This is a genomic window from Megasphaera sp. ASD88, assembly GCF_002287425.1.
In the GTDB taxonomy this organism is placed as follows: domain Bacteria; phylum Bacillota; class Negativicutes; order Veillonellales; family Megasphaeraceae; genus Megasphaera; species Megasphaera stantonii.
This window is the reverse complement of record NZ_NQXW01000002.1, coordinates 206,082-219,367: the sequence shown is the minus strand read 5'-3', so window position 1 is coordinate 219,367 and position 13,286 is coordinate 206,082. Positions and strand designations below refer to the sequence as shown.

The following is a 13,286-nucleotide window of genomic DNA, read 5'->3' as shown; positions in this document are numbered from 1 at the left end:
TATAGCACACTTCGCACGCTTAATCAATACTTTTTTAGTTCACTTTTATCGCAGTATGTTAACTTTTATTCTATAAAAGAAGTTGACTTACGTCTTTGTTTAGGCTATACTTTCCCTATATTTGTAAACATATATACCTTAATTAAAAAGATAACAAACAAGGAGTGATGTCCATGCCGCCGTACTCTCGCCCTGCGTCTCCGCCCGGCACGATCCGCGACGTATCCTATATCGCCCTGTTCGCCGCTTTGACCGCCATCGGCGCGTTTATCCGCATCCCCATCCCAGTCTGCCCCTTTACGCTGCAGCTCCTGTTCACGACCTTAGCCGGCCTTGTCCTGGGCCCGGCGAAAGGAGCTGCCGCCGTAACGCTGTACGTCGTTCTGGGCCTAGCCGGCCTGCCCGTATTTACTGCCGGCGGCGGGCCGTCCTATGTCTTTCAGCCTACCTTCGGCTACCTGTTGGGATTTATTGCCGGAGCCTGGATAGCCGGCCGTCTCGCCGGCCCGCATTATCCCTGGACGCGCCGCCGCGTCTTTGCCGCCGTGTATGTCAATCTGGCCGTCGTATACGGCTTCGGCGTTTCCTACACCTATCTCATCAGCAGCTGCTACCTGGGAAACGACACGGCCTTGTGGTCTTTATTTTTATACGCCTTTGCCGTCGAAGGCTGCGGCGGCATCATCTGCCCGATTCGAATCGACGACGCCCATCGCTGGTACTTGACCGATCTGATCCGCTGGCTCGGCCTCCCGTCGGTCATCGTATCGCCGGCCGGCCTCGGCGCGATCAACGCCGCAGCCCTGACGGCCTTCTACATGAAAGCCCAGGGGCTGCCGGTCAAAGGCTTTATCGTCAACAATTACGGGGACACGCTCATGGAACGGGACAACGTCGTGCAAATCCAGGCGCTGACGAATCTCCCGGTATTGGCCTGCGTTTCCCCCAACCAGTCCCATATCGGCCTATCGCCGGAGCACGTCGCCTCCCTGTACGCATAAAAAAATACCTGCCGATTTCTGTGGGAAAAATCAGCAGGTACATGGCCTAAGCCATAGCAGCGTCGAGGGCTGCCTTCACATGGCTCTTAATTTCATCATACGACTGGCCCGGCTGGGCTTCATAGAGCTTTTCTGTGCCGATGAACATGGACGGCACGTAATAGTAGGAGTGTCCCTGAACTACGTCGGGAGATTCCGATTCTTCATACCAATGGACGGGCACCTCGCCGTAGGCCGGATTTTCGCTGACTAATTCTGCCAGCGCCTCCTTCGCGTTGCGGCAGTAGGGGCAGCCGTTTAAATAAAATGCCGTAATTTCTTTCATCTTCAACCCTTCTTTCGCTGTCGTATATGGTCTTGCCTTGGTTTAATTAGTGATGGTGTCCGCAGCCGTGATGTTCATGCTGGCCGCAGCCGTGTTCGCCGCAGGCATGATCGCCGTGGCCGTGTGCATGGTCATGATGGTCGCAGTGCACGTCAGGATTAAAGGAGAGCGTTCCCGCCAGCAGAGCTGCTACGGCTTCGTCTGCCGAACCCTGTACGCCGCCGTACAAGGCGATGCCGGCCTGAGCCAGAGCCATTTGCGCTCCGCCGCCGATGCCGCCGCAGATCAGCGTATGGACACCCTGAGCCTGCAAAAATCCGGCCAGCGCGCCGTGGCCGCTGCCCATCGTATCGACGACTTCTGCGCTGACGACTGCGCCGTTTTCTACTTCGTAAATCTTGAATTGTTCCGTATGGCCGAAATGCTGAAAAATCTGGCCCTGTTCATAAGTAACTGCAATTTTCATACTTGTCCATCCCTTTCTATGACCGGCTGACGCCAGCCTGTACGACGTTTTATTTTTGACATATGTCAATTATAAATCACTATATTCTATTTGTCAACACAGGACCGCTCCATATATCCCAAATAAAAACGGCCCGCCGTAGGAAATCGCCTTAAATACAGGCGATTCTCCTAACAGCGGAGCCGTTTTTTATCACGTCGTCTTCAGCGACGGGCCGTCCGTCGGCGATATGGTCACGCTTACAGCCGCCTTAGGTGCAGGCGGCGCTTGGGACTGCATGTTGTAAATCAAGTCCCCCGTCAGCGTGCCGGACAAATGAAACAGCCTGTCGGCAAAGGCGGCATTTACGTATACGACGTTATTTCTCACGACGCCCGGAGCCGAGCCGTAGGGGCTGGTCAGCAGCCGGCGGCTGTTGTCCCAGTGCAGATCCAGGCGCAGCACCGTGGCGACGGCGACAGCCGGAAGATAGGTGATGCCGTGAGCTTTCAGGGCCCGCAGGGGCAGCTTCTTCCGGTTTACATACAGGTCGTACGCTTTGGCAATATACGTCGGCTGCCCGTCTGACGCGGCGATTTTGGCGGCGATGGATTCGGCCGTCACAAAGTTTTCCACGCCGTAGCCGGCCAAGGCCCGCCGCACGTCCTGAACGGTCAGCGGCTGCCAGCCGTAGCCGTCGGGATAGATGTAGTACGAAACAGTATGATCCGCCGCGCTGTCGATGACGATGCGGTCATAATAGACCGTGACCGGCGTACCGATGGATACGAGAGGATACAGCTCTTCCACGTCTTCCTCATACATGCGGACGCAGCCGTTGGACACGTAATAGCCTACGGAGGAAGGATTATTGGTCCCATGAATGCCGTAGGTACCGTGAAAGCCGATCCAGCGATAGCCCAGGGGATTGTCGGGGCCCGCCGGAATCTGTACGGTCGTATCGCTGGGGTCGATCCACGTCGGGTCGACTTCCTTCGTCTGCACGCTGTAAAAGCCGGGCGGCGTCGGCGTAGACGGCGTGCCGACGCCTACGTGGTACATGCGTACCTTTTTGCCGTTTTCATACAAAATGAGCATGCGGCTGGCTGCGTTGATGCCGATTTTTCGGCCTTGCTCCGTCTGTTTCCGGGGCTTCGGCGTCGTTTCCGCGGGGGCCTTTTTTATTTCTACCGTCACGTTTGGCGGCATTTTCGATTGTACCGTCACTACCGGAGCCGGAGCCGCTTGTCCGGCCTGGTCTTTTCGGTCTTCGCCGGTTTTCGTTCCGGCGTTGCGATCCTGCTTTTTGTCTTTGGAAGAACGGGCAGGCGCAGATGTATCGGCAGAAGCAGGCTCACCCGCTTCCGCGCGGCTGCGAGGCGGCGCACTGTCCGCGTCAGACCGGCGGCTCTCGTCCTCTGCCGTCTGAATCTGCGCTGCCTGCACCGACAGGACCGGCGCAGGCGGTTCTGCAGCCAAGGCAATTCCGGCTGCTGCGGCCCATGTACAGGCCAGGGTCAGTAAATGTCTCTTCATGTACGCTCCCTCTGCAAATACTATTATATTACGCCTGATCGGCCTGGGTCTTATCTTCTTCCGGCTTAAACCCGTTGAACAAAATGTTCAGCACGACGGCCGTCAGGCTGCCCAGGGTAATGCCGCTCTGGCAGATAACCTTCACGACGTCGGGGAAATGCTGGAAGAAATTCGGGACCGTCAGGGGAATCATGCTCATGCCGATGCTGACGGCGACGAGCATGAGGTTGTAGTTTCCATCAAATTTGACCTTGGCCAAAGCCCGGACGCCGCTGGCAATGACCATGCCGAACATGGCGATGCCTGCGCCGCCGAGGACGGCGTTGGGAATGCAGGCTACGACGGCAGCCATCTTCGGGAACAGCCCCAGCAGGATGAGGATGACGCCCGAAGCGGCGACGACGAAGCGGCTCTTGACGCGCGTGACGGCGATGAGGCCGACGTTCTGGGCGAAGGCCGTATAGGGGAAGCTGTTGAAGATGCCGCCGATCAGCGTCGACAAGCCGTCGGCGCGGAGACAGCGGGCCAGCCGGCCTCTGCCGACGGGGCGCTTGACGATTTCGCCGATAGCGATGCAGTCGCCCGTCGTTTCTACCATGACGACGAGCATGACGATGATCATGGAAATGATCGAGCCGACGTTAAAGGTCGGAAGGCCGAAGGAAAAGGGCGTGATGATGCCGATCCAATCGGCCCGCCCGACTTCGTCAAAGTTAGCCACGCCTAATATCATGGACAAGATGGTGCCGCAGATGAGCCCGATGAGGACAGATACGTTGCTGACAAAGCCCTTGCCGCAGCGGTAAATGGCCACGACGATAGCCAGGGTAAAGGCCGCCAGAAACAGGTTCATAGGGCTGGCAAAGTCAGGCGAAGACGGGTTGCCGCCGCCGACCCAGCGCACGGCCACGGGCAGGAGGGTAATCCCGATCATCATGATAATCGTACCCGTGACGACGGGCGGAAACAGCTTGATCAGGCGGCTGAAATAGGGCGCGACGAGGAAGGTGAACAACCCGGCGGCGATAATCGCCCCGTATATGGCCGTTATACCGTGCTCCTGCCCGATCATGATCATCGGCGTAACCGAAGCGAAGGTAACGCCCTGTATCATGGGGATGCGGGAGCCGACCTTCCAAAAGCCGACGGTCTGGAGAATCGTCGCAATGCCGCAAGTAAACAAGTCGGCGTTAATCAAATGAATGAGCTGCTCCGGCGTCAGATGCAGGGCCTGGGCCACGATGATCGGCACGGCGACGGCTCCGGAATACATGGCCAGGACATGCTGCAGCCCATAGGCAAACAATTTCGGCATCGGCAGCATCCGGTCTACAGGATGAGACGCCTGTCTGGTCAATAAGAAATTCATGTCTTCTTTTCACCTCAACACAGTAGTTAAATACAAAAGCAGACTGCGGCGAAAGCCTTCGTCACAGCCTGCCATAACGCATGAAAATTATAATCCTTCGGCCCGGTCCAGGAAGCTGCGGAGAATATCGCACGAATCGTGGAACTTCTTCTGTTCCTCTTCCGTCAGGGCGACTTCGACGACGCCTTCCATGCCGTCCTTGCCGATGACGCAGGGCACGCCGGCCGCTACGTTTTCTTCGCCGTATTCGCCGAACAAGGCCGTCGAGCAGGGCCATACGAGCTTCTGGTCATGGAAAATAGCCGAAATGATCATGCACGCCGCGTTGGCGATGCCGAATTCGGTGCAGCCTTTGCCGTCGATTTCAATGTCGCCGGCCCGCTTGACTTCCGTCTGCAAGTCGTCCAGGCTGAGCGCCGCCAGATCCGGCTTTTCCGCCATGAGGGCCGCGAAGGGCTTGCCGCCGACGTATACCTGGGACCAGACGATGAAGCTGGAGTTGCCGTGTTCGCCCATGCACATGCCCTGAATGGAGCGGCGGGCGTAGCCCGTCCGATGAGACAGGACGCGAAGCAGGCGGTACGTTTCGAGGCTCGTGCCGGTGCAGAAGCAGCGATTGCGTTCCCAGCCCATTTGACGGCGGATGTATTCGCAGATGATGTCGGCAGGGTTGGATATGCTGAGCATGATGCCCTTGAAGTCTACCTGCTTCAGATGGGAAATGACTTCCTGAGCCATGCGGATCGAATCGTCGAACATGTCGAGGCGCGTTTCGCCGGGCTTGCGGCTGCGGCCAAAGGCCATGACCAGGATGTCGGCGTCATTGAGTTCTTCATAGCCGCCGGCGCGGATCTGGGCATCGTTGCCGCACAAGGCGCCGCTGACGCCGTCGTCCAGGTCCATCGCCTGTCCCTGGGCCTTTTCCTTCAAAATATCAATCAAGACGATGTCGTCGGCTTCGCCGGACTGAATCAGGGCCAATGCGACGTGAGAGCCTACGTGGCCGGCTCCGACGATGACCACCTTGCGTGTGTTTACCATAAAACATATCCTCCTTCAGGCATGCGTATGTAAAATTTGCTTTACTCGTCTGTATAGATTATAGCATATACAAGGGTAAAAAAAACGTTTATCGTCCCGATTTTTTCCCATTTCCCCCAATAATTTTACAAATTCTTTACATTTCTTTTACATAATGACAAACGATATATTATATACTGGAACCAATCATTACTTAGGAGGAGTCACATAGATGTTCAGTATCAGCAACAAGCATGAAGAGTTTTTTGATTATTTGATTGAAAACGCCGAAAACTTCCACCGCGGCACCCTCATCGCCAAGGACGTCATGACCAACACGGCCAATATTTCCATGTACATGAAGGATATCGCCCAGCTGGAGCACACGTCGGATAAAATCAATGAAGACGTCATCATGAAGTTATGCCGCGTATTTATTACGCCCATCGACCGCGAAGACTTTTACAAGCTCACATGCCAGCTCGAAGACTGCATCGACCAGCTTCACGGCTCCCTTATGCGCATCAGCCTGTACCACATCAAAACGATGACGCCGGCCGCCGTCGACATCGTCGACCAGCTGGAGCTCATGGGCAAAGAGCTGAAAGACATTTTCTCGCTCTTGAAAAATATCGACAAAAACGAAGCGGAGCTCATGGAACGAGCCAACCGCCTGAGCAAAATCGAAACGGAAGTCGACAACATTTACCGCCGCGAAATTTCCCGCATCTTCAACGGCGAAATGGACCTGCTCGACATCATCCGCTGGAAAGACGTGCTGGGCACGCTGGAAGACACGTCGGACGAAGTGGAAGAGCTCGGCAATATCATAAAAGAGGTGACGATGAAGTATGCTTGATACCCCGTTAATTATCCTGGTCGTCGTCCTGGCCCTGGCCTTCGACTTTATCAACGGCTTCCACGATACGGCCAACGCCATCGCCACCTGCGTCTCGACGCGGGCCATCCGGCCGGGCATCGCCATCATGGGGTCGGCCTTCTTAAACTTCGTCGGCGCTATGATTTCTACGGGCGTCGCCAAGACCATCGGCGGCGACATCGTCACGTCGCCGGCCATGATCAACGAGCTGGTCATCGTCGCCGGCCTCGTCGGCGCTATCGTCTGGAACCTGCTGACCTGGTGGTTCGGCATGCCCTCCAGCTCGTCCCACGCCCTCATCGGCGGCATGATCGGCGCCGTCGCCTTTTCCGTCGGCACGGCGGCCCTCAACGACTGGGGCATCATCAAGATTTTCCTGTCCCTCATCCTGTCGCCCGTTACGGCCATCGTCGTCGGCTATATCATCATGAACATCCTGTTCGTCGTCTGCCGCAACTTCAAGCCGGCTAAGATCAACATGACGGCCAACAGGCTGCAGGTCGTCTCAGCGGCCCTCATGGCCTTCTCCCACGGCTCCAACGACGCCCAGAAGTCCATGGGCATCATCACCCTGGCCCTCTTGTCGGGCGGCGTCATCGACACGCTGGAAGTCCCGACGATGGTCAAGTTCCTCTGCGCCCTGGCCATGGCTCTCGGCACCAGCGTCGGCGGCTGGAAAATCATCCGCACCGTCGGCGGCAAGATCTTCAAGATGCACCCCATCCACGGCTTTGCAGCCGACCTGAACTCGGCCGTCGTCATCTTCTCGGCGACGATGCTCCACCTGCCCGTCTCGACGACGCACGTCGTCTCCGGCTCCATCATGGGCGTCGGCGCGGCCCAGCGGGCCAAAGCCGTCCACTGGAACGTAGCCCGTCAGATGGTCACGGCCTGGGTTATGACCATTCCCTGCACGGCCATCATGGGGGCCATTTCCTACTACATCATTTCGCACATCATGGTAGTCGTACTGCCCGGCTTATAACCGACCGCCGGCGGCAGCGCCTGTCAATCTGACGCCAGCCGCCGCGACTCATATCGCTTCCCCAACCACGGGCCCCGCCGCATATTCTGCAGGCGGGGCCCGTGGTTTCCTCTTTTCTCCCAATTTTATCTATGATACTATTAAGCGTAGAAGATAAAAGGAGGCCTGATTATGAACACATTACGACCGAAACTGACCCTTCTGGACGAGCACCCGACGCCGCTGCAGTACCTTTCGGGCTTGTCTCAGGAGCTCTTCCGGGAACTCTACATAAAGCGCGACGACGTGACGCCCTTCGGCGGAGGCGGCGGCATGCTGCGTAAATTGGAATACCTGCTGTTCGACGCCGTCAATTCCCAGTCCGACACCGTCGTCACCGTCGGCGACATCCGCTCCGACCACTGCCGTCTCACGGCGGCCGCCGCGGCGAAATACGGCCTGCGCAGCATCGTCATTTCCGTCGGCCATTACGACGGCGAGCTGAGCGGCAACCTGCTCCTCAGCAGCCTGTTCGGCGCCCGGACCGTCGTCAAGAAGGACGACGGCCGCCCCGAAGCGGTCCAGCTGGAAGAAACGGCAAAGGCCGTCATGGAACAGGAAATCGCCCAGGGCCATCGCCTGTACTTCATCCCCATGGGCGGCAGCGACGCGACGGGCATGCTGGGCTATTACGACTGCGCCGCCGAGCTGGACAAGCAGGCTCAGGAACAGTACCTGCAGGGAGCGACGGTCTACGTCCCCGTGACGACCCTTGGCACGTACGTCGGCTTATACTGCGGCCTGAAAGCCATCGGCTCGTCCTTAAAGCCCGTCGGCATCGCCGTCAAGCCCCTCGACGAAGACCGCTTGGGCGACTACTTCCGGCAGGTAAAGGAAACGTACGGCTTCGAGTTCGACGACAGCGACATGCACATCGAGACGGCTTATATCCGCAAGGGATACGGCGAAGCGGACCGCCATGTCCGCGACGCCGTCCGCCTCATGGCCAGCCACGAGGGGATTCTCCTCGACCCGACGAGCTCCGGCAAAGCCTTCGCCGCCGTCCTCGACATGATCAAGGAAAAGAAAATCAAATTAGGGCGGCAGGTCATCTTCCTCCACGACGGCAGCATGGCCGGCTTATATGAAAAAGCCCATCGACTGAAATTAGAAAAAGAACTGCAAGACGCAATCCAAATCATCCCATAAGGCCGAAACGATGACAGGCTCCCCTTCAGACAGCGTATCCGTCTGAAAGGGAGCCTGTATGCGTTACCGTATGAGGTTAAAAAATTCGTTTCGCCGCAGGGGATCGTCAAAGACGCCGCCGGCGTACAAGGTCCGCGTCTGGGAGCCCGGCTTCTTGATGCCCCGGGCCGTCATGCAGGAATGCTCGCCCTGAATGCAGACGATGATGTCGTCGGTCTTGACGATGCGCCGCAGCACGTCGTATATATCGGCGCCGATGCGCTCCTGCAGCTGAAGACGCCGGCAGACGGCGTCGGCGATGCGGGCCAGCTTCGATAAGCCGATGACGCAGCCCTTGGGGATATAGCCGATAGCGATTTTCATATCGTACATGAGGGCAATGTGATGCTCGCAAAAGCTGAACACGTCGATGTCCTTGACGACGACCATATTGCCGTCATCACATGGAAACACCTTATCGAATTCCCTAGCGATTTCTTCGTTGGAAACGCCGGCGTAGGCCAGCCGTTCTTCCATCATCTTGGCAAAACGCTCCGGCGTCTCCTTCGTCCCGTCGCGGCCGTCCTGCCCGACGGCTTCCAAAATCAGCGCCGCCGCCTGCTTTAATTTTTCTTTGTCCATTATACGCCTCTGGCCTCCGGATCGTAGATGATTTTATGGAGCTGCACCTGCACGCACACGTCGTCCAGTCCCTTCTCCTTAACGAAATCGACGAGGGCCGCCGCCTCGATTTCGCCCCACACAGGCGATACGTACAGCAGGGGCCGCGCCGCCGGCAGCAAATGGGAAATCGTATAAGCCATATCGTCTAAATCGTCCTTCGTCGCGACGACAAACTTGACGACGTCGGCAGGCGTCAGCCGTTCCTGCAGGTTTTCCGGCTTCATGGCCTCGCGCATGCCCGACGAGGGGGATTTCCAGTCCATCGTATAAAACAAGCCCTCAGGCCGGCGGGAAGGCAACAGTACGGCGCCGTTCGTCTCGATATTGACCTCGCAGCCGCCGCAGCAAAGCCGTTCCGTCAGCTCCTGCAGGGGCTGCAGCATGGGCTCGCCTCCCGTCAGAGTCGCGCGGCTCCAGGGATTATCCAATACAATCTGCGCCAATTCGTCCGCTGTATATTCCGCCGCCACGTCGTCTGCCGACAAGGCATAGGCCGTATCGCAGTACGAACAGCGGAGGTTGCAGCCGGCGAAGCGGATAAAGGTGCTCAGGTAGCCTGTTCGCTTTCCTTCTCCCTCGATGCTGTCGAAGATTTCTACGACGGGAAACTTATACTTCATACGTCGCCACATTCCCTTCCGATTCCTGCACGCTCACTTTGACGCAAAAGGGAATGGAATCGCAGATCCACTTGGCGATGTTTTCCGCCGTCGGATTGCCGGGAATCACATCGTTCAGATAGGCATGATCCAGCTTCCCTTTCACGATATTGGATATGTCCTTAAAATCGACGACCATGCCGTTTTCATTCAGCTCTTCCCGCCGGCACGTCACGTAGATAATCCAGTTGTGGCCGTGCAGGTTTTCACACTGGCTTTCGTAATTCAGGCTCAGGCGGTGGGCCGCCGCGATTTCCAGCCGTTTCGTTACTGTATACATAGAAACTCCTCACAATTTCGCATCAAACAAGTCATCAAAACCGCAAAAAAATAACCGGTATCAGCCCGGTACGCCGATTCAGTTTCAAACAAGCCTGCACCTGCCTCGGCATGTTTCCATTATACTGAATTTGCGAAAACACGTCAAATATCTGCCCCCTTGTATCGGCAGCAAAAAACCTCTTCGGCAAAGGCAAGGCTCGTCTTCACCGGAGAGGTATGTCAATTTGCAGCTATAGAATTGTTTTTCTTATTTCGCCGCCAAATGCTTCTGAATCGCTTCGTCCATCCGCTTCAGGCCTTCGGCGATAATCGAACGGGGCATGGCCAGGTTCAGGCGGATAAAGCCCTTAGCGTTGCCGACGAACAGGCTGTCGCCGCCTTCGAGGAGTACACCCGCTTCGTTAGCAAAGAAATCGGGGATATTTTCTACGTCGCCGAGGTAGGGGCTCATGTCCATCCAGGCCAGGTACGTCGCGTCGGGAATTTCAAAGGAAATCTTCGGCAGGTGCTCCGCTGCGTAGTCCTTGACAAACTGGAAGTTGCCGTCCAGATATGCCCGGAGCTGGTCGAGCCAGTCGCCGCAAGAGAGGTAAGCCGCCTTGTGGGCTTCGAGGGACAAGGGATTGATGAATCCCACAGTCTTGTCGCGGGCCGCAAAATGGCGCCGCAGCTCGGCGTCGCGGATGATGATGTCCGAGAACATGAGGCCGGCCATGTTGAAGGTCTTGCTTGCCGACATGCATGTCACGAGCTTGGGATAATCCGCCATGATTTTGCCCATCGGCGTGTGGGTCTTGCCGCAGCGCAGGAGATCGCAGTGAATTTCGTCGCTGATAATCCAGAGGTTATACTTTTCTACGATGGCCGCGACGCGCCGGAGCTCCTCTTCCGTCCAGATGCGGCCCGTCGGGTTGTGAGGATTGCACCAGATGACCAGCTTCATGTGCGGGTCGGCGGCCTTCGCCTCGAAGTCGTCGAAGTCGATGGAAAATTTGCCCGCATCGTATACAAAGGGCGAGCATACGTAGGTCCGATCGGCGTATTCGGCGGCGTGCTGGAAAAAGCCGTACGCCGGCGATACCATGAGGATTTTTTCCGTGTCCTTGACGAGGTCTTCGACGAGCTCGTACAGGGCCGGAATGATGCCCGGCGAAAAGACGAGTTCTTCCTTGGGGAAGGTCCAGCCGTACATCTTTTGGCACCAGCCGGCAAAGACGTCGTAGTAAGAGTCGTCGCACAGCAGGGTATAACCGAAAATGCGGCGGTCGATGCGGTCTTTCATGGCTTGGCAGATTTCCGGCGGCGTGGCGAATTCCATGTCGGCTACCCACATGCAGACGAATTCGTCGTCGGCGAAGGGAAATTTCTTCTCCGGTCCGGCGTGGAAAATATAGCCGCGGAAGCCGTCCGTATTGAGGGCGTTCGTATGGCGGCGGTCGATGATTTCATCAAAATCGTAGGTCATGGCAGTCATCTCCTTTTCATTCATGATTTCGCTTTATCTACAGCATAACAAAGAATGAAAAGCTCGTCAAAAAGCTTTTGCGAAGAGCTCTGTTCTGCTATACTGATATACAAATTCTGCACGTTTCAGGAGCTCTTATGAAAACAATTTTTACTTCACTCTTCATTCGCCCCTACGACGAAGGGGATTTACAGTCCGTCGTATCGTTGTTTTACGATACGATTCACAGCGTAAACCTCAAGGATTACACACCGGAGCAGGCCGACGCCTGGGCCCCGAAAAAGCCGGACCTCTCCCGATGGCAGGGCCTCTTAAAAGGGGAAGACACGTGGGTCGCCGTGCAGGACGGCCGTATCGTCGGATTCGCCAACCGGGACGGCGAGTACTTCGACTGCCTCTACGTCCACAAGGACTACCAGCGCCGCGGCGTCGCCAAAGCCCTGGCGGAACGCATCGAAGGGCGCGCCGCCGCCGAAGGCCATGCGAAGATCCGCACCAACGCCTCCCTGACGGCCCGGCCGTTTTTTGAGCAGCGAGGCTACGCCGTCGTCCGCCGGCAGTGCGTTCATCGGGCAGGACAAGTCCTGGTCAATTTCGCCATGGAGCGTTCTATACAAAAATAACGCAAGCCCTTTGCCCCGCAAAACAGGGGAAAGAACCTGCGTTATGAATATATTTTCGTCAGTCCACGGACAGCTGGACGTAACGCTGGCTGACGTGGAATTTTTCGCCCTGAGGCAAGTCGTAGGCCGGCGACAGGACGCCGTCGTCTGCCGGAATGACCGGCACTGCAGCGAGCTTATACGCTTCGGCGTAGGCCGCCATCGCCGCGTCGGCACCCAGGCCGGACTTATCAAATTTGATATCGCTGCCTTTATACAGGCGGACGGCCATGACGATGCCGCCCTGGAAGAATACGTCCATGCGGTGCAGGCCGTACGACCAGTGCTCCATGCCCTGATCGGCCGTGATTTCATTAGGATAGCCGTACTTTGCCGTCACGTCGTCCCTTGTCATGCCCAGGTATATGCCGCCGACCGATTCGCTGTATTCGGGATGAATAGAGCGGCGCAGGGCCGTCTTGCCGTCGACGATGAGATACTGGTGGGATTTATGGCCCAGCAAATCCAGCGTCAGGGTTCTCGTCCCCTGGCTTTCGGAAATCGTGAAATGGCCCGTGCGGGGATATCCATACGTACAGTTTCCTGATGCCGCGACGGGGCAGCCGTTGATCGTGCTGCCGCTGATCGTCATAGCCAATTCACCCTTCAAGTCGTACCATTCGCCGGCAGCCGGTTCGAGCCACGACGCAGCCGACTCATCCTGCGCCGGCTGAACCGATACGACGGCGACAGCCGCTGCCGGCAGCGGTTCCTCAGCCAGACACGGCGCCGTCAGGCCTAAGGCGCAGACTGCGCAGGCGATACATGTAGTTGCTTTCAATTCAGGTCAACTCCTTTTGTTACCT

General features: G+C 56.9%; 15 protein-coding genes. 5 read left to right on the top strand and 10 right to left on the bottom strand.

Annotated elements, in window-relative coordinates; translation table 11 throughout:
- Positions 1 to 173 precede the first annotated feature (173 nt).
- The gene (locus CJ260_RS02880; RefSeq protein ID WP_095629103.1) at positions 174 to 1,001 is read left to right on the top strand and encodes a biotin transporter BioY; all 828 of its coding nucleotides are present in this window, start codon (positions 174 to 176) and stop codon (positions 999 to 1,001) included.
- Positions 1,002 to 1,047: 46 nt separating this feature from the next.
- On the opposite strand, the gene CJ260_RS02875 is transcribed toward CJ260_RS02880, so the two are convergent.
- From CJ260_RS02875 to CJ260_RS02855, 5 genes are all read right to left on the bottom strand, one after another.
- A complete protein-coding gene (locus CJ260_RS02875) occupies positions 1,048 to 1,326 on the bottom strand; it encodes a glutaredoxin (protein WP_095629102.1) in 279 nt (92 codons plus the stop codon).
- 46 nt (positions 1,327 to 1,372) lie between these two features.
- A complete protein-coding gene (locus CJ260_RS02870) occupies positions 1,373 to 1,792 on the bottom strand; it encodes a NifB/NifX family molybdenum-iron cluster-binding protein (protein WP_087477227.1) in 420 nt (139 codons plus the stop codon).
- A gap of 192 nt (positions 1,793 to 1,984) precedes the next feature.
- The gene (locus tag CJ260_RS02865) at positions 1,985 to 3,307 is read right to left on the bottom strand and encodes a L,D-transpeptidase (protein WP_233127874.1); all 1,323 of its coding nucleotides are present in this window, start codon (positions 3,305 to 3,307) and stop codon (positions 1,985 to 1,987) included.
- A gap of 28 nt (positions 3,308 to 3,335) precedes the next feature.
- Complete coding sequence (locus CJ260_RS02860; RefSeq protein ID WP_095629101.1) at positions 3,336 to 4,676, bottom strand: nucleobase:cation symporter-2 family protein; 1,341 nt, start codon at positions 4,674 to 4,676, stop codon at positions 3,336 to 3,338.
- 87 nt (positions 4,677 to 4,763) lie between these two features.
- The gene (locus tag CJ260_RS02855) at positions 4,764 to 5,717 is read right to left on the bottom strand and encodes an L-lactate dehydrogenase (protein WP_095629100.1); all 954 of its coding nucleotides are present in this window, start codon (positions 5,715 to 5,717) and stop codon (positions 4,764 to 4,766) included.
- A 211-nt stretch (positions 5,718 to 5,928) separates the two neighbouring features.
- On the opposite strand from CJ260_RS02855, the gene CJ260_RS02850 reads away from it, so the two are divergent.
- The 3 genes from CJ260_RS02850 to CJ260_RS02840 all read left to right on the top strand — a co-directional run bounded on the left by CJ260_RS02850 (position 5,929) and on the right by CJ260_RS02840 (position 8,749).
- Entirely contained in the window at positions 5,929 to 6,555 is a 627-nt protein-coding gene (locus CJ260_RS02850) for a DUF47 domain-containing protein (RefSeq protein WP_095629099.1), read from the top strand.
- A complete protein-coding gene (locus tag CJ260_RS02845; RefSeq protein ID WP_087477222.1) occupies positions 6,548 to 7,561 on the top strand; it encodes an inorganic phosphate transporter in 1,014 nt (337 codons plus the stop codon). Before CJ260_RS02850 ends, CJ260_RS02845 begins: the two co-directional genes overlap by 8 nt.
- Before the next feature lie 171 nt (positions 7,562 to 7,732).
- Positions 7,733 to 8,749 (top strand): 1-aminocyclopropane-1-carboxylate deaminase/D-cysteine desulfhydrase, encoded by a 1,017-nt coding sequence (locus CJ260_RS02840; RefSeq protein WP_095629098.1) that lies wholly within the window; start codon positions 7,733 to 7,735, stop codon positions 8,747 to 8,749.
- 63 nt (positions 8,750 to 8,812) lie between these two features.
- Here the strand turns inward: CJ260_RS02840 and folE are convergent, their stop codons facing one another.
- The 4 genes from folE to CJ260_RS02820 form a co-directional block, all read right to left on the bottom strand.
- Complete coding sequence (folE, locus tag CJ260_RS02835; protein ID WP_095629097.1) at positions 8,813 to 9,370, bottom strand: GTP cyclohydrolase I; 558 nt, start codon at positions 9,368 to 9,370, stop codon at positions 8,813 to 8,815.
- On the bottom strand, positions 9,370 to 10,032 hold the full coding sequence (locus CJ260_RS02830; RefSeq protein ID WP_198947373.1) for a radical SAM protein: 663 nt from the start codon (positions 10,030 to 10,032) through the stop codon (positions 9,370 to 9,372). Before CJ260_RS02830 ends, folE begins: the two co-directional genes overlap by 1 nt.
- Positions 10,022 to 10,351, bottom strand: coding sequence for a 6-carboxytetrahydropterin synthase QueD (queD, locus tag CJ260_RS02825; protein ID WP_095629095.1), 330 nt, complete (start codon positions 10,349 to 10,351; stop codon positions 10,022 to 10,024). Before queD ends, CJ260_RS02830 begins: the two co-directional genes overlap by 11 nt.
- A 249-nt stretch (positions 10,352 to 10,600) precedes the next feature.
- Positions 10,601 to 11,842: a MalY/PatB family protein gene (locus CJ260_RS02820; RefSeq protein ID WP_233127873.1), complete on the bottom strand. Its 1,242-nt coding sequence runs from the start codon at positions 11,840 to 11,842 to the stop codon at positions 10,601 to 10,603.
- A gap of 113 nt (positions 11,843 to 11,955) precedes the next feature.
- Here CJ260_RS02820 and CJ260_RS02815 point away from each other — a divergent pair, with 113 nt between their 5' ends.
- Positions 11,956 to 12,441, top strand: a complete 486-nt coding sequence (locus CJ260_RS02815) for a GNAT family N-acetyltransferase (RefSeq protein WP_095629093.1) — start codon at positions 11,956 to 11,958, stop codon at positions 12,439 to 12,441.
- A 58-nt stretch (positions 12,442 to 12,499) separates the two neighbouring features.
- Here the strand turns inward: CJ260_RS02815 and CJ260_RS02810 are convergent, their stop codons facing one another.
- The gene (locus CJ260_RS02810) at positions 12,500 to 13,261 is read right to left on the bottom strand and encodes a hypothetical protein (protein WP_095629092.1); all 762 of its coding nucleotides are present in this window, start codon (positions 13,259 to 13,261) and stop codon (positions 12,500 to 12,502) included.
- Between the last annotated feature and the right edge of the window lie 25 nt (positions 13,262 to 13,286).